At 55.1% G+C, this 23,942-nt stretch carries 21 protein-coding genes; 4 read left to right on the top strand and 17 right to left on the bottom strand.

The genetic code is table 11. The features are described from left to right. Positions 1-142 precede the first annotated feature (142 nt). From ADN01_RS16705 to ADN01_RS16690, 4 genes are all read left to right on the top strand, one after another. Positions 143-736 carry a TetR/AcrR family transcriptional regulator gene (locus tag ADN01_RS16705; RefSeq protein WP_062419176.1) on the top strand — a complete coding sequence of 198 codons (594 nt, stop codon included), beginning with the start codon at positions 143-145 and terminating at the stop codon, positions 734-736. A 61-nt stretch (positions 737-797) separates the two neighbouring features. After that, positions 798-1,367, top strand: a complete 570-nt coding sequence (locus tag ADN01_RS16700) for a class I SAM-dependent methyltransferase (RefSeq protein WP_160318455.1) — start codon at positions 798-800, stop codon at positions 1,365-1,367. Then, positions 1,367-2,035 carry an L-2-amino-thiazoline-4-carboxylic acid hydrolase gene (locus tag ADN01_RS16695; protein WP_062419174.1) on the top strand — a complete coding sequence of 223 codons (669 nt, stop codon included), beginning with the start codon at positions 1,367-1,369 and terminating at the stop codon, positions 2,033-2,035. The genes ADN01_RS16700 and ADN01_RS16695 overlap by 1 nt, the downstream gene beginning before the upstream one ends. Positions 2,036-2,613: 578 nt before the next feature. Continuing rightward, positions 2,614-3,942, top strand: coding sequence for a cytochrome P450 (locus ADN01_RS16690; protein WP_062419173.1), 1,329 nt, complete (start codon positions 2,614-2,616; stop codon positions 3,940-3,942). A gap of 157 nt (positions 3,943-4,099) precedes the next feature. Here ADN01_RS16690 and ADN01_RS16685 read toward each other — a convergent pair whose 3' ends face one another. The 17 genes from ADN01_RS16685 to ADN01_RS16610 all read right to left on the bottom strand — a co-directional run bounded on the left by ADN01_RS16685 (position 4,100) and on the right by ADN01_RS16610 (position 23,838). Further along, positions 4,100-7,441 (bottom strand): hypothetical protein, encoded by a 3,342-nt coding sequence (locus tag ADN01_RS16685; protein WP_062419172.1) that lies wholly within the window; start codon positions 7,439-7,441, stop codon positions 4,100-4,102. A 131-nt stretch (positions 7,442-7,572) separates the two neighbouring features. Then, complete coding sequence (locus ADN01_RS16680; protein ID WP_062419171.1) at positions 7,573-8,376, bottom strand: glycoside hydrolase family 16 protein; 804 nt, start codon at positions 8,374-8,376, stop codon at positions 7,573-7,575. Continuing rightward, entirely contained in the window at positions 8,360-9,208 is an 849-nt protein-coding gene (locus ADN01_RS16675) for a glycoside hydrolase family 16 protein (RefSeq protein WP_062419170.1), read from the bottom strand. Before ADN01_RS16675 ends, ADN01_RS16680 begins: the two co-directional genes overlap by 17 nt. Positions 9,209-9,229: 21 nt before the next feature. Beyond that, positions 9,230-10,021: a carbohydrate ABC transporter permease gene (locus tag ADN01_RS16670; RefSeq protein ID WP_062419169.1), complete on the bottom strand. Its 792-nt coding sequence runs from the start codon at positions 10,019-10,021 to the stop codon at positions 9,230-9,232. Positions 10,022-10,062: 41 nt separating this feature from the next. Beyond that, positions 10,063-10,989: a carbohydrate ABC transporter permease gene (locus tag ADN01_RS16665; RefSeq protein ID WP_062419168.1), complete on the bottom strand. Its 927-nt coding sequence runs from the start codon at positions 10,987-10,989 to the stop codon at positions 10,063-10,065. Between the two features lie 75 nt (positions 10,990-11,064). After that, positions 11,065-12,528, bottom strand: a complete 1,464-nt coding sequence (locus ADN01_RS16660) for an ABC transporter substrate-binding protein (protein WP_082142892.1) — start codon at positions 12,526-12,528, stop codon at positions 11,065-11,067. Between the two features lie 140 nt (positions 12,529-12,668). Then, positions 12,669-16,274 carry a substrate-binding domain-containing protein gene (locus ADN01_RS16655; protein WP_082142891.1) on the bottom strand — a complete coding sequence of 1,202 codons (3,606 nt, stop codon included), beginning with the start codon at positions 16,272-16,274 and terminating at the stop codon, positions 12,669-12,671. Between the two features lie 291 nt (positions 16,275-16,565). Further along, complete coding sequence (locus tag ADN01_RS16650; protein WP_062419165.1) at positions 16,566-17,276, bottom strand: hypothetical protein; 711 nt, start codon at positions 17,274-17,276, stop codon at positions 16,566-16,568. A gap of 104 nt (positions 17,277-17,380) precedes the next feature. Next, positions 17,381-17,986: a TetR/AcrR family transcriptional regulator gene (locus ADN01_RS16645; RefSeq protein WP_062419164.1), complete on the bottom strand. Its 606-nt coding sequence runs from the start codon at positions 17,984-17,986 to the stop codon at positions 17,381-17,383. A gap of 22 nt (positions 17,987-18,008) precedes the next feature. Then, complete coding sequence (locus ADN01_RS16640; protein ID WP_062419163.1) at positions 18,009-19,415, bottom strand: MFS transporter; 1,407 nt, start codon at positions 19,413-19,415, stop codon at positions 18,009-18,011. 231 nt (positions 19,416-19,646) lie between these two features. After that, a complete protein-coding gene (locus ADN01_RS19745; RefSeq protein ID WP_160318454.1) occupies positions 19,647-19,817 on the bottom strand; it encodes a hypothetical protein in 171 nt (56 codons plus the stop codon). Positions 19,818-19,907: 90 nt separating this feature from the next. Continuing rightward, complete coding sequence (locus ADN01_RS16635) at positions 19,908-20,186, bottom strand: hypothetical protein (RefSeq protein ID WP_062419162.1); 279 nt, start codon at positions 20,184-20,186, stop codon at positions 19,908-19,910. Between the two features lie 141 nt (positions 20,187-20,327). Next, positions 20,328-21,284: an NAD(P)-dependent alcohol dehydrogenase gene (locus ADN01_RS16630; protein ID WP_062419161.1), complete on the bottom strand. Its 957-nt coding sequence runs from the start codon at positions 21,282-21,284 to the stop codon at positions 20,328-20,330. A 13-nt stretch (positions 21,285-21,297) separates the two neighbouring features. Further along, positions 21,298-21,981, bottom strand: coding sequence for a DUF4386 domain-containing protein (locus ADN01_RS16625; protein ID WP_062419160.1), 684 nt, complete (start codon positions 21,979-21,981; stop codon positions 21,298-21,300). 18 nt (positions 21,982-21,999) lie between these two features. Next, the gene (locus ADN01_RS16620; RefSeq protein ID WP_062419159.1) at positions 22,000-22,659 is read right to left on the bottom strand and encodes a DUF4386 family protein; all 660 of its coding nucleotides are present in this window, start codon (positions 22,657-22,659) and stop codon (positions 22,000-22,002) included. Between the two features lie 10 nt (positions 22,660-22,669). Continuing rightward, positions 22,670-23,098 carry a DUF6326 family protein gene (locus ADN01_RS16615; protein WP_062419158.1) on the bottom strand — a complete coding sequence of 143 codons (429 nt, stop codon included), beginning with the start codon at positions 23,096-23,098 and terminating at the stop codon, positions 22,670-22,672. 167 nt (positions 23,099-23,265) lie between these two features. Then, positions 23,266-23,838, bottom strand: coding sequence for a hypothetical protein (locus ADN01_RS16610; RefSeq protein WP_062419157.1), 573 nt, complete (start codon positions 23,836-23,838; stop codon positions 23,266-23,268). Positions 23,839-23,942: the final 104 nt, after the last annotated feature.

Below are 23,942 nucleotides of genomic sequence, written 5' to 3'. Positions count from 1 at the left end.
TGACCCCAATTTTGATGGGGTGATGCCAGGGCGACTTTGCCTATTGCAGGCCAAAAGCCTTGACGCAAAGGAAGTAAAGTTCTATAATATATGAATAAATTGTTCATGTATTCATATATTTATAATTCTTGGAGGAAACCCTATGCCCCGCGGATTCTCAGAAAACCAGATGTACCTTCTGCAGGAGAAACTTATATCCGCAGCCTTTGATGCCCTATCCAGCAGCGGTGTGCGCAAAACGCCTGTGGGGGATTTGGCAAAGTCGGCGGGTATTTCTACAGGCGCATTTTATAAATTCTTTCCATCCAAGGAAGCCCTCTTCTTTGCTGTCTACGAGCGCACGGAAGAAAGCCTGAAAAAAGAATTTGTGACGCGGCTTGATACTTCTCCCGAAGTCTCGAAAAATGTCATCCGAGATGTGCTGAAACAACTGCTCCTTTCCGAGAAGATGCAATCCTTCTTGCGGTTGATGCAAAAAGAAGAAAGGATGTATTTGATCAGGGGGGTTGACCCTGCGGTCGTCGAAGCCCACCTGCAAAAAGACCTCGCTTTTCTGAACAGTGTGATCGAAAGATTAAAACTTCGCGGAGTGCAGGTGACCGGAAACGTAAATTTAATTCTTTCTTTTCTGCAGGCCTTGTTTGTTCTCGATGCCGCCAGGGATGAGCTGGGGGCTGAAGCCAGCCTGATAATCGATGCCTTTGTTGATACTTTTATCAACACAATCATCGCCTAATTTCTCAATTCGGACTCACAGGATGTCAAATTTTTACGCCAATAAGATTTTTATACCGCTTATGAACCGGCGGCTGGGCAGCAGCGCGGTACAGCACCTTCGCCGCAAGACACTTTCTGGTGTATATGGCGAAATTCTTGAAATTGGATTCGGCTCGGGGCTCAATTTGGATTGCTACCCTGCCCAGGTATGTTCCATTAACGCCGTTGATGTTCTTCCTCTGCGCCTATTTTCTGCCGCTCCCAAAATACGCGTCTGCTATCAAATCATGTCGGCCGAAAACCTGAACTTTCCAGACGCCAGTTTTGACAGCGTCGTCAGCACGTTTACCCTGTGCAGTATTCCAAATGTTGGAGCCGCTCTCAAGGAAATCGCCAGGGTTTTAAAGCCGCAGGGCACGCTTTTCTTCTTGGAACACGGAAAAAGCCAAAGCCAGATCATCGCCATGCTGCAAAAACTGCTCAACCCCCTTTACAACCTTTTGGCTTGCGGCTGCAACGTTAACCGCGATGTATTGAAGCTGATTGCCGAGAGCGGCTTGACCCTTCAATCATTCCAACAGCAGCAGTATGGTTTCCCGATCTCCGGGTTCTATTTTTCAGGCAGTGCAATCAAAGAAGGAAATCCATAATGGCTCTTAAAATTCGCTTCATTTTTACAATTATGACTCATACTGCCAAAAAAGGCATCCAGGCTTCTTACGGCGCCGATTTTTTCAAACAATTCGCCGCCCGATCCAGATTCCATCTGGAAAACATGCTGCCTCAGGTTCCAAACATCGGCAGCAGTATTTTTGCCTTTAACTACCTTTTTGGCCCGTGCTACTTTGCCTGGTACCAGGCGTTGACAGACCTGGGAGTTGAAAAGCCAGATGCTCTGAATCTCATTTGGCAGATTAATGAGAATTTCGTCAGCAGATTTCCTGAACCGCTGCTGCGTTGGTTTGGCAAAACGATGTACCTGGGAACCTTCCGGAATAAAGCCAAACTTGCCGAGAAACTTGGCAAGGCCAACCAACTGCATTCTTTTGACTGGCGTATTGAGTATATTGACATCGACCGAAATACGTTTGGCATCAATATCTATGAATGCGGTATGCTGAAACTTGCAGATCGTTTTGGCTACCGTGAACTCTTCCCCCACGTGTGCCGCATGGATTATCTATTCTCCCATTACTTCCATCAGTCTTTTCGGCGCAGCGGGACATTGGCGGACGGCAATGCCTGCTGCGACTGCTGGTATCAAGCCCCTGGGGCCTGCGAATGGGCGCCGGAAACAGGGTTTGAAACCCGCAAATAGCGGCAGCCTCAGAAACGAAGCCGAAGCATTTTGGCTGAACCGCATGAATGACTTTCTCACTTTTTAAGTCCAGGCAGGCACGGTAGCGGTAGGCGGCCTGATTGAGCCGGTTTTGCCGATCCAGGAAGCGAAGCGGTATTTTTTCTCCTTAAAAGAAAAGCAATTACCCCCAGGTACACTTGCATTGGGTGCAGCGGCTGATTGGGATGATCAGTCATTTCAGGTAGAAGCGGCGGTCAGCCAACCCGAAGATCAAATCAGCTGCGCAGCGTGGCTGTGCCGATCAAAGAAAGCGGCCTTGAATTGCTTCTAGACGCGGCGCCGTGGCTGGGATCCGATGGGATTGGGTTAAAGGTTCACGGCTGGCGTTCCCTTCAACCTATTCGTATCCATGAGAGCCCCTGCATGATCCTGAGCCGATTTTCACCATTGATTCTCGCCGGAGACGCCTTTGGCGGACGGCGCGTTGAGGGTGCTGCTCTCTCAGGTTGGGCAGCAGCTGACGTAATCAAACATATTACTAGAAGCTTTGAAGCTGCACTTGATCTGACTATAATGGGTAATATAAGGAGCTTGATATGAACCCAACCACCCCCCCGCTGGTATCCGGCGGTTTACCCGTTCTGGGCCACGCCCTGGAAATGATGCGCAGCCGCGAGGATCTGTTCCGGCGCGGACATGCCGAACACGGTGACATTTTCAGCATCAAACTTGGCCCGCAGTACGCCGCCGTGGTCAGCGGAGCTGAATACAATAAGATCGTTTATACGCAGACCGACCGCAGCCTTAACATGCAGGAGGCTTACACCTTTCTCAAGGCCTCGATTGGTGAGGTGCTGTTTACGGCCAATAAAGAGACCTACTACAACCAGCGCCCGGTGCTGCAGGAAGTCTTCCGGCGCGAACGCATGACCCAATACGTTCAGGCGATGAACATCGAAGTGCAGCGCTGGCTGGACGGCCTGGGCCAAAGCGGTGAAATGGACGTGACCGCCGAGATGCTGCGCCTGACGCAGTTTGTGGCCGGGCGGGCTTTGATTGGCCCCGATTACGAGCGTGAGTTAGGCGCTGAGTTCTGGGCGCTGTACGGCGATATCAGCCGCTCCCTGGATCCGCTCCTGCCGCCGCACTGGCCGCTGCCCAAGTTCAAGCGCCGCGACCGGGCGAAAGCCGCCATCCGTAAAGTTTTCCAGGGGTTGATTGATGCGCGCCGCCAACACCCCGAGCGCTACGATGACCTGATCACCACTCTGCTGCAGACGCCTCTCAAGGACGGCAGCTTCATGGACGACTCGACCATCGTCAGCATCTTCACCGGGCTGCTCTTCGCCGGGCACGAAACCACCGCCGGGCAGGCTGCCTGGCTGGTCACTTTGCTGCTGCAGCACCCCGAAACTTTGAGCCGGGTTCAGGCGGAGCTTGATGCCGCGCTGAAGGCGGGTGAGGCGCTGGATCAGGAGAAAATCAACCAGCTGGTCTATATTTCCTGGGCGATCGACGAGACCACTCGCATCCGTCCTTCGGCTGATTTGCAGATGCGCACGGTGGAAGAGCCGCTGAGCATGGGCAGCTACCAGTTGCCGCGCGGCTGGCGGGTGATCGTCAACGCGGCCAACTCGCATTTCCTGCCCGATGTCTTCACCGACCCGCAGCGCTTCGATCCGCTGCGCTGGTCGCCCGAGCGCGGCGAAGGAAAGAATCCATTTTCGATTGTGGGCTTTGGCGGCGGCGTGCACAAGTGCACCGGCATGAATTTTGCCAAGAACGAGATGGCGGTGATCACCGCGCTGCTTTTCCAGCAGTTCGAGCTGAAACTGCGCAGCCCCGAGGTTCACATTGTCTACGGCAACGGCGCCAACCACCCTTCCCCGGCCTGGGTGACGTACTATCGGAAAGCGGCCGTCTGAACCCAAATTTTCCAAATACCCACCGTCCCGCAGAGCCGCGAGTGTTACCCTAGAATTCACGCGCAGAGCAGCCGGCCGGGTTTTGCCAGCCTCAAAAGAACCCGCCCTGGGCCTTTGCAGATCCAGGGCGGGTTCTTTTTGATTTTCTACGGCTTCCTCATTTCTCCGGGCGGGCAAAGGTGACCACCAGGCGGCTGATTTGGCCGTCGCGCCAGAAAATGTGCTGGCTGGCCTCGGCATCTAGCCGCAGGCCGGTGAGCTTGCGCGAGGTTTCGTCCGCAAAGTGAATTTCGATTTCATCGCGGCGGCCAAATTGAACCGTTACGGGGGTCTGACAGACAAAAGCGGTCAGCGTGCCGGCCGGCAGGTGCAGGGTCTGCTGTTCACCGAAAACATCCATATAGTTAAAGGCGCGGGGCGAAGAGAGCAGTTCCGCGGGGTCCAGCAGGAAGGGATCAAAGACCAGGCGGCCTTCTTCAAAGCGCACACCCACTTCCAACTGGCGGGTGAGGATTTCCTCTTTGACCATGCCGGTCATCCCCGGCTGGCGCGCGCCGCGCCCTTTGGGGGTGTGCGAATAGGGATCCGAGGGGAAGGCGCCGTATTCGGCGGGCGATTTCTGATAGCCCAGCCCGGCGCGCACCTCACGGTAGAAGGCGCACAGCTTTTCCGCTTCTGGTTCATCTCTAAAGCGCAGGCAGGTTTCCTGTACGGCTAGAAGCAGTTTCGACACCATGTGCCAGTAAATGCTCCCCAGACCCTCATAAGCGAAGAAGGTGCCGGAGCGCCCGGTAAATTCGGCGTGGCGGAAGGTGGATTCAAATACGTGCTCCACCGCGCCGCTCTCCGCATCCACCAGCGCCGCAAATTCGGGCTGGCGTTTGAGGGCCTCCAACGCTGTGCGGACGTCCTTAAGGTTGCGCAGGCCGCTGCCAAAGTGATACAGGCCGTGATGATCCTGGGTAAAGAGGCGGGTGTCCTGAGCTTCGATCAATCGGGCCGGCAGCTGTAAATGGCTGAGCTGTTCGGGCAGCAGCGTGTTCTTTTTGAGGAAAGCGGGCAGAACCCGATCGGGATAGAGGATGTAGGTGTGCTGGTCCGCGCGGTAAAGCGCGCTGCGGCGCAGACTTTCCAAAAGCGCCAGGGATTCCTCGCCGTTCAGCAGGCCAGAAGATAGGATGGAAACCTGCCCTTCCAACATCTCATACAGGCGGTCCACGTGGGCGCAGCCCGGCTCGAGGCGCAGCAAATTATAAGAATGATAGAGCGCATCTGTGCGCCGGTTGGCGCGCAGGCTGTGTTCCACGTAGTCTTGCGCGGCGGCCAGAAAGGCGTTTATTTCGCCCGCCGGCACCTGGCGCAGCTCTCCGCTCAGGCCGTGATCGTAGATGTGCAGCCGGTAGCTGCTGCCCGCCTGGCCCAGCGCGTCCATCATCCCACGGCGCTGCTCCGGGGTGAATTCGCCGCCCAAGGCGGGGCTGAAGGCCTCAAGAACCTCGGCGATGGACTGGAGCAAATCCGCCACTTCACGGTGCAGGGCAAATTCGCCCTTTTCTTCTGCCATCAGGCGACGGAAAAAGGCCAGGAAACGCCGCAGGTAGCCCAGAGTGACCACCGAAAGGCCGTACCCCACCAGGGCGTTGTTGGCATCGTTCCATTCCGGCCGTTGGGTGTTCATCCATATCCCGCCTTCGGGGACGAAGTTGACCAGCTTGGCCAGCACGAGCGTGAGCAGCTTTTCGGTGAGCGAAGCATGCATCACGCTGCCGTCCGGGGCGGTCAGCAGACGCGCATCGCTGCCGTGCTGATGGGTCAGCTTCTCAATGCGTTCGTGCAGGGCGTGGTCAAAGGAAATGGTGTTGTAAGGGTCTTTCTGCAATTCTTCGTAGGGCTTAATGCGGTAAGGAACATTCGCATAACTCAGCACGGGCAAGTTCAACCGCTGGCGCAGCGCTCCGGGGTGAAAATGGTCGCTGGCTTCCATCAATTTTTGCAGGTAGATAATTTGATGATCGCTCCAGTAGCCAATATTGGCCCAGGGATTGCCCTCTTCGGGGACTTCCCAATCTAACCCGGCGCGGCTGATGCGGTAGGGGTTATAGCCGTCCGCGGTGGTGGCGCATAAGAAAGTATCCAATGTAGATTCAACAAATTGTGGGTAGGAATAGACCAGCGCTTCCCAATTTTGAAAAATATCGCGCCAGTTGCCCTCATAATCCAGGCGCTGAGAGCCGTCAGCTTTTTTGAGGTTGATGGAAAACCGGTTCCACGGGCGGCTGGGGTCGCCGTGCCGGCGGCTGAAGGTGAGGGGTAAATAGGTGTTCAGCAAGCGGCGCAGGTTGGGGGCGTCCAATTCAGCGGCGCGGGCGCGCAGCTCCGCGAGGGTGAAGCGCTTGGGCAGGCTTTCAAAGAACTCAGCGTGATCCGCTGGCAGGCTGTGCTGGTGGACGGCAACATATTCCAGCAGGTCAGATTTTTCGATCCAGTAGGATTGGGCGAAAATGCCGCCGCGCATGACGTTAAACAGCACATTGGCAAAATGGTGGGTGCTGGCAAGCAGTTTATCAGAAACCTGAATACCGTCAGCGTTCGCCACAATTTTTTGCAAGTTAAACATGCTGAAGTCAATATCCTGCTCAATGGCCTGCTGCTGGGCCTCCGGGGATGTCTTCAGAAAATCTCGCAGCCGCGCCAAAGCGGCGTGATCCTGGTGAACATCCCCTGCCAGGTACCAGCTGACCTCTTGGGCGGCTTCCAAATGCAGCTTAGCGTGAACGAAGTATGCGCCGCGCACACCTCGAACTTCCGTCTCGGTTTCCAGGCTTCCCCCGAAACGGAAATGATCTAACTGTTTGGAAGAAAGCAGCACATGCAGGGGTTTTAGACCGACCTGGAACACCGCATTGGCGGCCAAGGATTCGCTGGGTTCCGCCAGGTCTGTCAGGCGAGAGTTCAACGCATACAACCCCAGGTGGGTTTCTTCGTCCAGCTCGCTGCGCTTGTAAGCATCCAGCAGGCAGCTGAAGATGTTTTGGGTGGCCGAGCTGATGTTTGCCGGGAGAATATTTTGGAAGCCGTCCAGCAATTCGACATCACAGGGGGTTTTTAAGGGACTGATATTCCGCAGCCAGACGGTGCGAATAAAACCAAAGCGGTCGCTGGTACGCCAGGCATAGCGCAGCACCAGCTCCAGAGAATGATTGATTTCTTCGAAGATCAGAGCAGTTCCGGGGATATTCTTGTAGAGATTGCGTTCAACTTGATATTGTCCGTGCTGCCGAATGGAAAACGGCTCCCAAAGCCAGGTTTGGCCACCGCGCGTCACCCGTAAGATGGTTTTCACCCCCGTGGTTTCGCTGTTCTCGGTGAGCTTATCCTCGGTGTAATAGGGGAACAACGCATGCTCAGCATTCACCCGCCCAGCGCTCAGCCCGCCGGTTGAAGCAATGAACAGCCAATGATCCGCACCGCTGACGATGCTCATGAAGAAGGGCGGCATGGCATCGTAATGCTGGATTCTGTAAAATGGTTCGCCAAGGACGTTAACGTAGCCCCCGGTGGGTTCAACGGGTGGGGGGGTAAGCAAGCTTTCGCCAAGATAAGTCGGTGCGTATTTTGAGGGCATGTGATTTATTCTCCATCGCGCTTCAGCGTGGTTATTTTAACCCAATCTACCACATAGCGAGCCTTATTGGCCTGAATTGCCTGCACAGAATGAGCAGGAAGGCCGTAATAGGGTTGGAGTACCCCGTTGGTTTTAAACGGATACGTGCCGCCCAGCGCAAGGTTGAGAATGATAAATTTATCCACATCAAAGGCCCAAGGACCAAAAAAATCTACCATTGGGCGGGTAATTCGATAGATCAGTTCTTCATCCACAAAGAAGGACAGGCCGGTAGGTGAACACTCGACGGCATACACATGCCATTCAGCGATATTGTGGGGCGGGCAGAAATACTTCTTATTTACCAGAGCGGCTTCCCCAGAAAAATTCGTTCCATGTACAGCCGCACTGATCCAGTCGGGTTCACCGACCGTCTCCATGATGTCAATTTCACCGCAGGCAGGCCATGCGCGCGAAGTGCCCAGCGCCCAAAAGGCAGGCCACAGCCCTTCAATGGCTGGCATCTTCAACCGGGCGGAAACACACCCATACCGGAAAGCAACCTTCCCGCGAGTATGAATCCGCCCAGAGATAAAGTCGAATACGTCGCCTTGCTGTGTACAGAAGCCTGGTTGGCAGCGCGCCTGGATCACCAGAGCGCCTTCACAATCCACCTCATTTTGCGAAACATATACCGTTTCGATTGAATCCACATAGGCTTGCTGCTCCTGGTTGTGGATATTCCCTGAAATTTCGATATTCCAACGATCTCGATTGAGATACGGCGCAGTGAAATCGTCAAAGAAGATCGTTTCAGGGCAGCTTTTCATAAACGCGAACATAATCTACCAGATATTGAGACGGAAATACGGTCTGTGGGCTGACCATACCGCCCAATGTGCCGCCAACCGCCAGGTTCAGGATGAAGAAAAACGGCTGATCAAATGCCCACGGGCGGTCGCCCACATCCTCGCGGGTTACCGTGTGAAATGCGCTGCCGTCATAAAACCAGGTAATCTGATCCTTGTCCCATTCGATCGCATAAGTATGGAAGTCATCGGCAATGTTATACGTCTGACGATTCCACTTGCTAAGGCCCAGAGCGCCCGAATACCCTGGGCCGTGCAGCGTGCCCATAATCAAGTCTGGATCTTTGCCGACATATTCCATAATGTCAATTTCACCGCAATCGGGCCAACCCGCTTGAGGAAAGTTGGAGCCAAGCATCCAGAACGCCGGCCAAAATCCTTTTCCCTCCGGCACTTTCAGGCGGGCCTCCAGCCGTCCGTATTGAAACTCCTGCAGTCCCTGGCTTTTTAAGCGGGCCGAGGTGTAATAAGAGCCTTCATATTTTTCCTGACGGGCTTCAATCACCAAAAGGCCGTTTTCGACCCGGGCATTATCGGGCCGGTCGGTATAGTATTGCATTTCTCCGTTGCCCCAACCGTTTCCGCCCAGGTCAAAAGTCCAGTTTTGACGGTTAATTTGCGCATCGTCAAACTCATCGTGCCAGACGAGGGTCCACCCCTCCAGCGGGGGGATGGGCGTGGCCGTTGGAGCCGGGGTAGGGGTGGGTGCAAGCAAAGCCTGCGCACAGCCAGAAGTGCTCACAACCAGGCTGATGCAGATGAGGGCTAATGTGAAGACGGAAATGCGTTTCATGCAAATTTCCTGGAAAAAAGTCTAACCCTTGACCGCACCGGCTGTCAGCCCCGAGACAATGTAGCGCTGCAGAACGAGGAACAAAACCAGCATGGGCAGGGTCAGCAGAAGAACGGCGGCGGCTAAAGTGGGCCAGTTGCTGCCGTACACACCCTGAAAGACGATTAACCCGCGTGTGATGGGATAATAATCTTTATTGGTCAGGTAAATGGTCGGGGCAATGATCTCGTTCCAAATCCCGATGGAATGCATCACCACAACGGTGGCGATGGCCGGACGGATCAATGGAAGCACAATCGACCAGACAAAACGGAAGTAGCCACAGCCATCCAAGGCAGCCGCTTCATCCAACTCTTTGGGAACAGTTTTGATGTAGTTAACCAAAATCACAATTCCAATTGGATTGACAATGAAAAGCATGATGTATCCAATGGGGTTGTTATATAAGCCCAAATTAAGGATGAGCTGGAACTGCGGGATGAGCGCAGGCGGCAAAAAGAGGGCAATGACAAACAGGGTCAAAACCGCTCCAGAGAACTTGATGTACTTGCGCGCAATGGGGAAAGCCACAAAAACAGCCGTGATGATGTAGATGGTTGTCGCTGCGACTGTGTAGAGAACGGAATTCAGCAGATACTTGGGAAAGTTGGCCTTGGTCCAGGCTTCGCTGAAATTTTCAAAATTAAGAGATGTCGTCAAACTGGTGGCATCTTTCATGAACGACGGCATGGTTTTTAGCGAGGTATTGACCAGCATGAAGAGCGGCCCCACGTAGAGTACCGCAAGCAAAATCAAGATGGCATACGAGCCCACCTTACTCCAGTTTATTTTTCGAAACCCTTTCGTTTGGGAGGTCATCCTAAAATCCTCGCTTCCCTGCGCTGCAGAATATATTGCACCGACATGCCGATGACGAGAACCAGCAGGAACAGAATGATGGAAGCAGCCGCAGCGTAACCCTGACGGAAACTGCTGCTGACGCTGCCGGAAGTCTGCCCGAAGCCAGTAGCGTAGATGAGATACCCAAGCACCTGCGTTCCATTTCGATAGCCAACCAGCACCAAAAAGAGCTGCCATGCCTGTAAACTGCCGATGATGTTCAGCAGCAGGTTGGTATTCACACTTGGGGTGAGCAGGGGCCAGGTGACATTGCGGAAAACCTGCCAGGAGTTTGCACCGTCAATGCGAGCAGCCTCATACATCTCGCTAGGGATGGTTTGCAGGCCCGCAATAAAGATCATCATGGTTGTGCCCATGTTAGCCCAAATCTGAATGAAGATGACCCATGCAAATGCTTCGGCAGGCTGCCCCCCCAGAAATTCTGAACGCATTCCGAGCAGTGAAAGCAGCTTGGCAGCAGGGCCGCCCAGCGGGTAAAGAAAGAGCGACCACATCAAACCTTGAATCACCACGCCCAGAATGACTGGCATGAAATAGAGGGTTCGGAAGATATTCGTCCCTCTGAGTTTTTGATTCACAAGAAGCGCCACGATCAGACCCATCGTGAATTGGATCAAGGTGACGGCAGCGCAGAAGATCAAAGTTCTTTGAAGAGCCGCCAGGTTGTCCACCGAGGCGCGCCCCATGAAGAGAAACTCACGGTAGTTATCCAGGCCAATCCACCGAATCGGAGCGCCCTTAATTCCAGTGGCATCCGTAAAAGAATAGACAGCTGTTGCCATGGAAGGACCAAGCGCAATTAAGAAGTAGAATAGAAGCCCCGGCAAAAGCATTAGGTAAGGGATCCACTTCGACTTTCCGCGGCCAAAATGATAGGACATAACAGCACCTGTTCCTTTCTAAACTAAGGATTGGGCTTCCTGCCGAAGCAGGAAGCCCAATGGGAGAGAAGCCTGTTACTTTACAGCGTCCAATCCAGCCTGCAGATCGGCTTGCACTTTATCTGCCAAAACTTTGGGGTCGTCATCCGTGCCGAACGGCTTGAAATAAGACGCCCAAGGGTTCGCGAACTGGCCAGCACCTTTGGGCGCAATCCAGTACTGTTCATAACCCACGCGGAAATTTCCGAGGAAGGGGGCAATATCCGCCCCAATCTTGGTGTTGAGTTTTGCAGTGGGCTGGGTCGGGATGAAGCCAACGGCATCCACAAATGCCTGATAGTTAGCGGGGTCAGAGAACTCCTTCAGATACAGCACGGAAGCGTCTTTGTTGGGGGTATTGGAAGCAATCGCCCAACCCTGGTCATATTTGCCGAACCAGTACTGGTTATCCGCAGCAGTATCGGAGCCGGGGAAGGGGATGTAACCCCAATCGAACGCGGGCTGCGCAGCTTCAATGGCAGGAGCATACCAACTGCCGCCGGGGAACATCGCTACCGCACCGGAGGCAAAACGGCCGGGGGCGGCATCGCCCGCAATACCGCTGGCGCCTTCTTCCATCATGTCGCGAGCGTAAACCTGCATCTTGGTCCACATTTCCAGGGATTTCGCATCGTTCCATTTGATGGTGCCGTTCCACAATCCCTCAACCAGCGCAGCTTGATCGGGGTACATGGCTCCGATCAGCCCATAGGCGCCCACGAAAATCGGCCAGCCATCTTTACCGCCGGCGGTCATGCAGGGAATATTGTTCGCTTTGAAGGTTTCACAGGCGGCCGCAAGCTCAGGCCAGGTGGTGGGGACAGCGATTTTGTTTTCTTCAAAGAGCTGCTTATTGTAATAAATACCGCTGTAGATCACGCGCCCCAGATTGATGGAATAGACTTTGCCATTGTAGGACCCTGCATCCTTAATGGCGTTTTCATCGTAATTCTTGAGGAAATCCTGACCGGTCAGGTCCATCAGCAGACCGGCTTCGATCAATTGCTGCCAGTTGGGGGAATCAACCATCTTCATGTAGGGCTGGGCGCCGTTGGCGAAGCCAAAAATATCCAGCACATCGATATCATTGGCCGATAGGCGGGTTTGCGAAACAGTGCTGAGGTCGTTGGCGTTCACAACGGACATATCTACAGTGATGTTGGGGTGCTTTTCCTGGAATTTCTGGTTGAAGGTTTCCATGAAAGCGACCATCGGCGGATTCTGGTGAACCAGCACGCGCAAAGTCACCTTATCGCCACCCGCAGCGGCGGCCGGCTCCGTCTGAGATCCAGTAGCTGCGGGGGAACTGCAGGCAGCCAGAAGGATGGCAAACGCCACCAACAGACTTAAGAATGAAAACATTTTTTTGGACATCAGTATTTCTCCTTTTAAGAATTTAAGTGAATTGTGTCCTGACGCACTGAGACGCACATGGTTAACAATACGGTAAAGGGCGCGGCGGGGTCTTGGAGAAAAGCGAGAAATGAATGGATAAAACATAGAATCCAGTGGATCGGAAAGATAGCCCCCAGAAACTTACGCTAAATTTCGGTTGAATGAATAGAAAGCCTTACAGATTGTGAAGATCATAAGATCGCACAATCTGGGGCAGTCGCGAAGAATGGATCAGGGCTAAGGATTTAAATACGTCGAAAGGTTTCGGGGGGTGAGCCGGTTTCACGGTGAAAAACGCGGCTGAAGTATCCGCTGTCGCTGAACCCAACAGCCAAAGCGATCTCTGTCACGCTGAGCGTGGTTTCTTTTAACATCTTTTTAGCTTGATGGATCCGATAGCGTTGTAAATATTTGATCGGGGTGGTACCTAATTCTTGTCGGAAACAGAAGGTGAGGTAATCTTCGGCAATGTTGATGTGTCGAGCGATGTCACTGCGTGTGATCGGTTGAGTATAATTTTCATGAATGAACAACATGGCCATTCGTACAAGGCGCTGTGCATCCATGCTCAGGCGGCGTTTTCGCTCCAGCACTGCATTGATATGCGAAATGGTTTCATTGGCGGCAAATATTCCCTTTCGCAGCACCACCGCAACACCTTCGTTTAGGCGAGCCAGATCTTCTTCGGTCAAATCTTTACCTGAAATAACAATGACCGGGATGTTGCGCGTCCAGGGGGCTTCATGCATGGCTTGCAGGACAGCAAAACCGTCCATATCTGGCATCTGCAAATCCAAAAGCACCAGGTCCACCTTTTCTTTAAGCAAGAGGTTAAGGGCTTCGCGCCCGTTCTGCGCTGCCAGCACACGGTTTGCGTCCGAATGTAAACGCAACAGGCGAGCATGCATTTCCAAAGTGTTGATATCGTCGTCCACCACCAAGAAGGTGCGCACCGTTTGGGCTTCAGGTTCGGCCAGGGTCAGATTTTGATCAAGTGCGCGTAGAAGAACTTCTGGCTCTATGGGTTTGGTTAAATAATCGAGTTTGAGTAAGGATTCGCCCTGGGCCGAAGTGTTGTAAAACATGACAGGTATGTCCTGTACAGAGGGCAGGCCTTTGATCATCTTCATGGCACGCCAGGCAAGATTGGAATTGTCATCAATTTCTAACACAATGGCTTGCGGCGGGGAAATTGCTAAAAGCGTTTGCCATTCCTGGGGTTGATCCAGAGGAGCTTCTTGCAGTTTTACTTGCTCCTGATGCAAACGCTCTCGTAAATATTGGTGGTCTGCCGGGGATTGGAACAGCAGCAGAATGGTTTTTTCTTCCTCTGCCGCGATCACTTTGGGCTGTTGGGTTTCGTGTGCTGTGAATTCAGGCAGCTCAGCCCAAAATTCTGCGCCCTGGTCTTCTACGCCGCTTGATTGAACGCCGACCTGACCCCCATGCATTTCGATGATGGTCTTGCAGATCGAAAGACCCAGCCCCAAGCCAGGGTAACCGCCTGCCAGACTGCGCTCTGAGCGGTGAAAAGCCTCAAAGATGCGATCCCGCTCTTCCTCAGGGATGCCTAAGCCGGTATCGCGTACGGATATTCGAGCCTGACCATTTGCGCGCGTCAGTTTTAGGCAAACCTCACCATGCGCGGTGAATTTGACTGCATTGCTGACCAGATTGAGAGTCACCTGACGCAGGCGCGTACGGTCACCCCACACCCAAATTGGTTCGTCAGGAAATTCGGTGCGCCATTTCAACCCCTTATCCTGCGCCAGCTGGGCGCCGCTATCTGAAATGATGCGTAGGGTTTCATTGAGATCCACGGCTTCCCATTGCAGGCGAAGCCGACCCGCCCCGCTGGATGCCAGATCAATGACGTCATTAATCAGTCCGCCGAGATATTGGGCATAGGCAAAAATTCGCTCAATATCACGGCGCGTGCGCTCTGGCAGGGAGGAAAATTCCTCGTCACCTTCTTCTAGCAATAACCCGCTGAGACCAACAACCAGATTTAACGGCGTGCGCAATTCATGGCTGATTGTAGAAAGAAAGCGGCTTTTAAGGCGATTGGCTTCTTCGGCGGCTTGACGCGCTTCAGTGGCCTGCCGATATAAACGGGCGGTATTCAGGGCGCTTCCTAATTGTTGGACAATTGCGCCAAACAAATTCAACTGCCCTGTATCGAATACCATAAAACCAATTTGGCCGGTTTGATCTGTCAGCGGTACAAGCGTGAGCTGGTAGGAGCAATCCTCAGAGAATTGTCCTTCAGGCGGGTAATCCTGACTTCGGAAACGTCTCATGGGTTCTTCGGCGTTGAGTGCGTTGCGCAGAACGCTCCAGGCAAACGGGTCATCCCCTTCGCCTTCAAAAATAATTACATTTGCCAGCTCAATGCCTAAATCTGGCAAATAGCGCGCAAGAATCTCATAAATTTGCTTTTCTTCCAGCGCAGTTAACAAACGGGCCGTGAGCAAGCTTAATCGGCTCGAATTCCAGCGTTCATTCAGTACATGCTGTCGGTATTGCTGCTGCATTTGCGCGCTGATGGCTACGCGGGCTTCATCCAGCATATCGCGGCCGAGCGGCGCGGAATCAGATTCCTTGAGACTCATTCCCAGCATCGAAATCGCATCCTGCCAGATGTGAGCCCCGTCCTGGCTTTTGACAGTGCGCTCTAACACATCGTCCAATGTCGCAAAAAATGCACCCCTGCTGTCTGAATTGCAGCTGATTTCAAACGCTTCGGTTAGGTTTTGGCATAAGGTCAACGTTTCGTTTTCTGAAAGGTCAAAAGCTTGCTTTTGGATTTTTGAGGCGATTTGCTGGAATAAGGGCTGCTGTGTGGTGATGGACATTTGCGTGGAGGTGCCCCCTCCACAACCGCAAGACGATCGAATGACCAGATAGGAATCTACCTCGGTAGATTCCGCTAAAGGCTGCTCCAAGGTAAGGTGCCGGTACATTTGATCTACCGCCTGATATCCCATATTGAACAGCGGGACATGGACGCTGGTTAAAGCAGGTTGGTGTACCGCTCCTTCCAGGCGGTTATCAAAACCAATCACAGCCACATCTTCTGGAATGCGCCGGCCAGCCTGACTTAATGCATCCATTGCGCCAATCGCCGATTCATCATTACTGGCAATTAACGCCTCAAAATCTGCCCCGCTGGCCAGGATTTGCTGGGCGCTGGCAAAACCCCCATCATAAACATGCCGGCCATACACGATCAGGCGGTTATCTTGCGGCAGGCCAAAATCTGCACTGACTTGCCGAAACGTATTCAACCGCTGTCCCGAATCCCCTAGCAGATCATCCGATGAGCCCGCCAGAAAGGCTATTCGCCGGCGCCCATGATCTACAAGATGCTTTACGGCCGCAAAAATTCCGGCCGTATTGTTCGCCTGAATGGTTGGCCCTGGCTCGCCAGAACCGATAAATAAAACAGGCAGTCCGGCGGAACGAAGCTGTTGAAGGTATTTCGCTCGGGCCGGGGAATGTAAGGGAGCGGCAACGATGAGAGCGTGTACATTCCACGGGCCGATCGGCACAAAATCCTGTTCATCCGCAGCTTCTGGCCACGCCGGACGGTAGGGGTCACTGGGGCTCGCAGAAGGGCCAATTCCGCAGCCGAATAATACATTGCAATCTAAAATTTGGGCCGCCCGGCTCATCCCTCGAAATATGGGCATGAGATAGCTCAAATTTGTAGCCGTGCGGTAGAACTGCCAGCCTGCTAGTATGCCAATTGTTGGGCGGGGAGCTTTCGAAAGACGCATGATGAGCCCTGTGATTGATCTGAACTGAACATCAAGCACTTTTCTTTCTACTGAGAGGATAGCATAGAACATACGCTGAGGCAACTTCTGCAGATAGGCGGATTAGCGGCGATGCATAAGGTCAGCCGAAAATTCCCAATCCTCACTCCGAGAAGATGGCCTTATCCATGATTTCACACCGTTTCTTTACCGCAGGCTCCAATGGATTCAGTGGATTTCGGCGAACCCAAGCCGCCTCAATGCGCCTGCTCCACTCCCAGCTTGTCGGTATTCGCCCTCTGCCAATTTCATTAATCGCCCCGCCCCCGCCAATGTGCTGGCGGGGGCGGCGGCTAGCTTTAAATTTTGCAGATCAGGGTGTTCTCAGGCGGGTTTTGTTGCCAGCGTTGGGCGGCGCGGATAAAGCGCGCGGTAGGCAATCACCGCGACGGCGATGTAGGCGCAGGTCTTGGGGATCATGAGCATGCCCAGCAGTGGAAGCTGCCCCACCCACAGGATGACCGGTGTGTAAAAAGCGAAAGACAGGGCGATCATCCAGGCCACCGCGGTGAAGGTGCGGTCGCCCGCCCGGGCTGAGTCGCGGAAGAAGAGCGCCATGACCCCCAGGCCTTGCAGAACGAGGAAGGCGTTGCGCAGCAGGCTCCAGTCGTAGGGCGGCACAATCAGCTGCCATTGGTTCTGTGGGAAGGCCATCACCAGCATGCGCACAGTGCCGGCGGCCAGCAGCAGCCAGCCAAACCAGCCCAAACTGTGTTGGAAGCGCAGCCGCCAGACATCCACCAGAAGCATGTAGAACAGGGTGACTGTGTAGGCGGTGGAAAGCGCCCCCAGGCCCACCAACGCGGGGTTGGCTTCCAACCCACCCAGCGCGTAGGCTACCACGCGAAAGCCCACGTGCCCGGTATCCCCCAGGGCCAAAAGGGCAAAGGCCCACCGCAGGCGGTTAGCAACCGCGCGGTCTGCTTCGGCCACCTCGCCGCGCCGCTGCGTCATCCTGAGCACCAACCCCCAGATGACCACAAGATAGCTCACATTGAACACAACCTCAACCCAAACACGTACATTTTCTGGCATCCCTGTCACTCCTATGTTCCATATGGCATCCATCCGATTGCCGGTTTCCATCTCCTGGTGCGCTGCCGGGGCAGAGGGCGCACCTGGGCGCAATCCAAGATCGTTTATCCAACCGCCCCATCCCCAGCGGAAATGCCGTTGAAAAAGACGGTCTCAACCAGCTGCGCTGCCGCGGCGGAGTCCATGCCTTTCATGGGAAAACGCACATTGAAGAATGGGTACATCAACCCCAGCAAGGCCCACACGCTCATCTGCGCATCCAGCGGACGGAACTCGCCGGAGGATTTCCCGGCGGCGATCAGCCCGGCCAGACGCCCCGTGAAGTGCGCCTCGTACTGGTGATTGAAGGACAGGCGGTTGGCTTCGCTCAATTTGCCAAGCTCCTGAGAAGCCAGCCGGGTGACGGCGCGCTGTTCCGCTGGGAATTCCACCAGCACAGCATGAATGAAGGCGGCAATTTTTTCGCGCGCGCTCCCCGCCTGAGCTTCCAGCCGGTCCAGCAGCGCAGAAAGCTCACTGAGATGGTCTTCCAACACAGCCAGGAAGAGGGCTTCCTTATCGGTGTAATAGTAGTACAGCCCCGGTTTTGAGAGACCGCAGGCCTCGCTCAATTCGCGCATCGAAACACCGTCGTACCCATGCGCGGTGAACAAGGCGGCCGCTGTTTGTAAGATCTTATGGCGCATTCCGGCATCGTTTGTTGATTCCATGCGGTTTCCTCCGTGGGGCTGTCTACCCGGCTGTCTGAGGCGCTTGAACGGCGGCCTGTTCTGCCTTACGACTCTTTAATTGCAGCGCAGTCACCGCCAAAAACAGGCTGATCCCGCCAATGACCAGAAAGGCCAGGCTGTAGCCCGCGCCTGCTCCGCCAGCGCTGGTGCGCGAGGAGGCAATCGCACCGGTGAGCGCGCCGCCCAAAAGCTGCCCGGCGCTGGAGAAAATGGCCACCACCCCTTGGGCTACGGAACGTTCCTCCAGACGGGATTCATTTAACATGATATAGCGCAGCGGCGCGCCCAGCAAGGCCGAAAGACCCAGACCAATCAGCACGCCGGAGAAGATGAACATGGCCAGGCTGCTGGAGAAAAGACCCACCAACACCATGCCAACCGTCAACAGGCTGGTGCCGGCCAAGATGACGGCGCGGGAGCCGAAGCGGTCGAGCATGCGCCCGCTGGTGGGCGAGCCTACCACCATGGCCAAAACTACGGGCATCAGCATCCAGGAGGCGTTTTTTTCCTGAATGCCCGACCCTGCCAATGAGATCACCGCCAGCAAGGGGAGGAAGACCAGCCCGGCCTCGGCAAAGCCTGCGCCCGCGGATAAGGCATAGGTCAGGCGCAGTTGTGGGCGGTCGAAAAGGCTGGGCGGAACGATTGGGTTTTCGGCTGTTTTTTCAAAACGAGTCAAAATGACAAACAAGACTACAAAGGCCGCGAGGAAGGGCAGGGTCGTGATGGAAATCAGACTGGCGAAGAAGCGCTGCACATCCAACTGGTTGACAGCCAGCGCCAGGCTGGCCAGCATCAAGGTCAGGGTGAGGGCGCCTGCCCAATCAAAACGCTTGCTTTCGGCGGGGCGGGTTGCGGGGAGATATTTGAGACTCAAGATCATCACCACCGCTGCGATGGGCAGGTTGATTAAGAACAGCCATTGCCAGGAGGCCAGCGAGAGGATGACGCCACCTAAAATGGGACCAATCAGAAAGGCCAGGCCGAAAACTGCGCCGATGAGGCCCAGGGCGCCGCCACGCTTTTCGGCCGGGAAGGTATCGCCAATCACCGCGCTGGCGACCGGGAAAATGCCCCCTGCGCCAAAACCCTGCACGGCGCGCCCAATGAGGACGAAAGGAAAGCTGGGGGCCAGGGCCACCACCAGCGAACCAACAGCAAAGAGGGCCACATCCAGAACGTAGATGCTGCGCCGCCCAAACTGATCCGAGAATTTGGCCATCAGCGGGGTGCCGATCAAGTTGAACAGCACGTATAAGCTGAAGATCCAAGAAAGAGAGCGCTCGTTCAGTTGGTACTGAGCGCGGATGGCGGGCAAGGCTGGGCCGACAATGGCGATGTCCAGTGCGCCCATCAAAACGCCGATAAACAAAACGGTAAGGATTAAATTGCGTTGACGCGGCTCCATTTCAGTCTCCTGAAAAACCATTATGATTGATTGAGTTACCGACCGGTCGGTAAGTTGTGTGGATTATACCGTTTTCGCGGGATCTGTCAAGAGAGCAACCCGTTCCCTGTAGCAAAAGCATTTGGGATCCAAGTCGTCATGGGGAAAAAGCAAAAGAGGCGGACATGAGATGGTTCTCATGCCGCCAAATCAACTGTTCTGGACATGCACGCATGGAAAAAGTCTGCTCGGTCAGCCCCGCAGCAGGCGCGGCAGGTCACCCATCACTTCCAGGCCGGTGTGGGCGCCGACCTCATTAAAGACCACCTGACCTTGCAGGGTTTCCAGCCACACGTGTACGGTGGCGTTGAGGGCTTCCAGCACGCGCTGGCCCATATCCAGGTGAGTGGGGCCACGCAGCAAATCGCCCTGAACACGGCAGGCTTTGAGGATCTGGCGGGATTGGCGGATCGGGCCATGCGCAGATCGTGAGGGCTGTGGGCTTTCTATCCTTTACTCAATTGGATCCTCGGGGCGGTCCGCTGGGGCGGCCATCCGGTTTACAGATCGGAGCGGTAAGCCAGAATCGCGCACTTTTCGGAGCAGCCCAAACAACGCAGCTTGATCTGCCACCACAGCGGTGATGAGGGTATCATCCTGATCCAGCGTGAGGGTCAGGCCGCCTAACCAGTCTGCCCATTGACTGTCCAGATGCCCCATGATTCGGATTTCATAGACCGCGGGTTGATCTGGAGTGGATTGGGGTTCGGGTTCGCTTGACTTTGCTTTCATGTGAGCCTTTCAGCCGGTTCATGCTGCCGCCATATGAGAATGTGCGGCGCCCGATGACAATTTATCGAAAGGCCGCCTTGGCCGCCGTGATCAGAGATCACACGCACAAAACGCCGAATTCAACGGCCCATTTCTGGAGGGTCAACTCTCCTGTTGACACGGCTTGGCAGGAGGCTGGGCGATTTGGATAACGACGCAGCCTTTTTTGCGGCCCGTGTCCACGTAGCGGTGGGCTTCCACGATCTGGCTGAAGGGATAGACCCGATCGATGACAGGCCTGATTTTGCCCGCCTCGATCAGCTCCTTGAGCAGCAGCAGATATTCGCGCTTTTCGCCGCCGTCTGAATCGGCATGGACATTGAGATAGACCCCGCCAGGTTTGAGCGCCGCTTTGCCCCGCGCAGGGGAAAGTTTTCCGACCGCATCAAAGATGACGTCGTAGGTTTGATCGGGCAGTGCAAAATCCTGCCGGGTGTAATCCAGCACCTGACTGGCCCCGATGGATTGGACCAGGCCCGCATTGGCACCGCTGCACACCCCGGTCACATCCGCACAAAAGTGGCGGCCGGCAATTTGCACCGCATAGGTTCCCACCGCGCCGGATGCACCGTAAATCAACACTTTCTGCCCAGGCTGGATCTTTGCCTTCTGGAGACAATGCCAGGCCGTCATGCCTGCACCGGGTACGCCAGCCGCCTGTTCGGCGGTGAGGTTTGCGGGTTTGAGGACCAGCATGCCATTTTCTGGCAGGCATTTGTATTCGGCATAGCCGCCGAAATGGACGGCGAAGGTTGAGGCAAACACGGCGTCACCGGGCTGGAAGCGGGTCACTTTCCGCCCGACGGCCTCAATTTCTCCGGCCAGTTCCATGCCAAGGATGGGCCGCCGAGGCCGGCGCCACCCGAGGATCAGACGGCCCATGATTTTCTGCCAGCCCGAGACGGGCAGATTGAGGCTGCGCATGATGGTATCGCCGATGGTAACAGTGGTGGCCTGCACCCGCACCAACACCTCACGGTCTCGCGGGGTGGGTTTTTCTATTTCCTGAAACCGCAGCACTTCCGGCGGGCCGTATTCCGTGTAAACGACAGCTTTCATCTCAACGCTCCATTCATGATTGCAAGGCTGGTTTGAGTATAGCAGATGGGCTGAAACCCCGGAGGATCAGCCAGATTCCCAAGAAGACCTCGTTCAAAAGCATGGGCAGCCCAGTGACCATGCCCAACGATTCGCCCAGGGCGGGGCTGAACCAACCCAGCACGGTGCTGAGCAGCACCAACGCCGCGGCGGTGAACCCCCAGATGGAAATGAACCCAGGGATCAGTCGAGAACGGAAAAGCATGAGGTTCAGCAGCAGGGCGCTTAGGCTGAAGATGAGGTTGAGCATTTGAAACGCCCAGAAACGCTCCGCGAGCAGGACTGCACCCAACCCTTGCGCCGTGACCGCCGCACCGGCCTTCTCGGCCAGGGTGAGCAGCGCCAGCGGGCTGATGTCCGCTAGAATTTGGGTGATCAGCTCCATGCATCTGAAGCCGACATAGGCCACAGCCAGGCTTTCAAACCGCTGCCGGAGGATTGGGAAGAGGAGGGCGGCGATGCCCACATACGCCAGCCCATTGGCAAAGCTGAGAAGCACGCCCAACACCACCGGCGCCCGGCTCGCGGAAATCAGGCTGAGGTCGTTGGGTGAGCCGAGGGCCGGTTCCACCATCCCAATGGTGCCCAGGATGAAGGTGATGTTGGAAAACAGGAACGCGGAACCGATCAGCACGGCTGTCTTTCGGTAGGTTGTCATTAGAGGCTCCCCATTCATCTACGCTGCCGCGCGCGAAGGGCTGCGCAGCAGCAGAATGTCCAGACCGACGAACCAGAGAATCTGACCCAGGCCAAAGACGCCAGTCACAGCATTCAGCGCAGGCAGGATCGTGGCGACACCCACTGCGCCGACCACCAGGCCGAAGATACTCAAGGCTCTGGGAAGCCCCCCGCTGCGCAGGGCGGCCAGGCTGACCAGCAGGGTCCAGGCGCCGCCCAGGATTTCACCATTGGCGTTGCCCAACCCGTTGGTGACCGCTTCAACCCCCTGAAAGGTCAAAACCGCCTGGGCAGGATCTTGGGCGTAGAGCGCGGCGACGGCGGACAGACCGGCATTAGCCACCATACCGCTGGCAATCAGCGACCCGGCCCAGACGATCCCCACCGCGGCCGCCGCCTGCATGAGGGCCGGCGCGCCCGATTTCAGCCGGTCGTACAGCGCCAGCGACAGGACGATGAGCGCAAAGCCAAAGAACACGTACATGAGCAGGTTGGTCGAGAAGACAATCCCCTGCTTTTCAACGTTCAAAGCCACCTTTTGGGCCGGGTCGGTGAGGCTGAGGTAGTCCAGGAGGACGAGAAAGATGACGATTCCGATCAGATGGCTGACGGCCATGTACAGGGCGGCGATACCGCCCGATTTTTGTAAGGTTTTCATGTTCTTCTCCTTATTTGGTTGATTGGGATTCGATTTCGGCGCCGCGCCATTTCCAGGCGGTCCAGAGGATGAAAAGCAGGCAGAGGGTCTCGACGCTGGCGATGAACAGGTAGTGGGGATAGGTCGACATGCCGCCCCAGATATAAGCGATGGTGATAATGCTCACGATGATATTGGCCCAGCGGTTGACGCGCTGGTCCAGCACGCGGGACAGGAGGATCATGGCGATGCCGAGCTGACCCATGACGGCTCCGCCCAGCATCAGCTGAGGAACGGATGCGCCCACACTGACGGCGGTTTTCTCCACCTCTTCAAGAGCACCAGGGATGAACCCGCCGAGGATATCCGCTTTCAGCATGTTGATCATCACCACGATCCACAGGGTGGAAAGCAGGACTTTGGTATCCAGTTTTTTAGCGGGGGTTGTGCTTGTGTTCATTTTTTCTCCTTTTGTGAAGCAATTTACATGACTTGATGTGAATCGAACTGCTGGTTGAGGTCAGAACCTGTTTTTGAATCCATTGCCGGCGGTCATCTGTAGAGCGAGGACTTTCCCAGGCAGTTCGCTGAAAAAGCGCAGCATGGGATGACGGCCGCAGAAGCTGCTTATCCGGCCGTTAACAACGCCAATACCGGCAGCAGCACGGTCAGAACGAAACCCACCAGCAAAATGACCTGAAGACGCTTGCTCTGGGGATGATCTGCCCAATAGGTGAGAAGCACGGATAAAAGCAAGGTCTGTGTAAACACCTCCGGCCAACCGGCGAGATGATCGCCTAAAGGCAGATTGAAAAAGATCATCCCCTCCATGCCTCCCCAGCTGGCTGAAAACGGTGCAAGGACGCCAAAAACGACGAGCATACACCACAGGATCAGCCAGCCTTTTCGGTTATTGAATAAGACATCTCGCAGCAGGTAAAACACAACCGCGAATAATGCCGCCCGCAAGGGCTGGAACAATGGGCTGGCGATGAGGATTGGATCCGTCATTTTTCGGACGATCGGGGCTACATCGGGCCGGATCATCCGATCGGCATATCCAAAGAGAAGCGAGGCGGCCACCCCGACCGCAAAATACGTGACCGTATGCGTAACCACCGTCCGATAGAGGATTGATCGGAAAGAAGGCTGTGGGCCGTTCATTGCAGAGATATTTGCAGGGGTGGTGCTGGTGTCCATTTCCTATCCTTGCTTTGCTGGATAAAATCCAGGTATCAAGCGGCCTGCTTTCAATCGTTTTTGACCTGCCGATAGGATACTGCCGGATGTGGTGAGGCGTCATC

It is taken from the genome of Levilinea saccharolytica, from assembly GCF_001306035.1.
In the GTDB taxonomy this organism is placed as follows: domain Bacteria; phylum Chloroflexota; class Anaerolineae; order Anaerolineales; family Anaerolineaceae; genus Levilinea; species Levilinea saccharolytica.
This window is presented reverse-complemented; position numbering and strand designations above follow the sequence as displayed.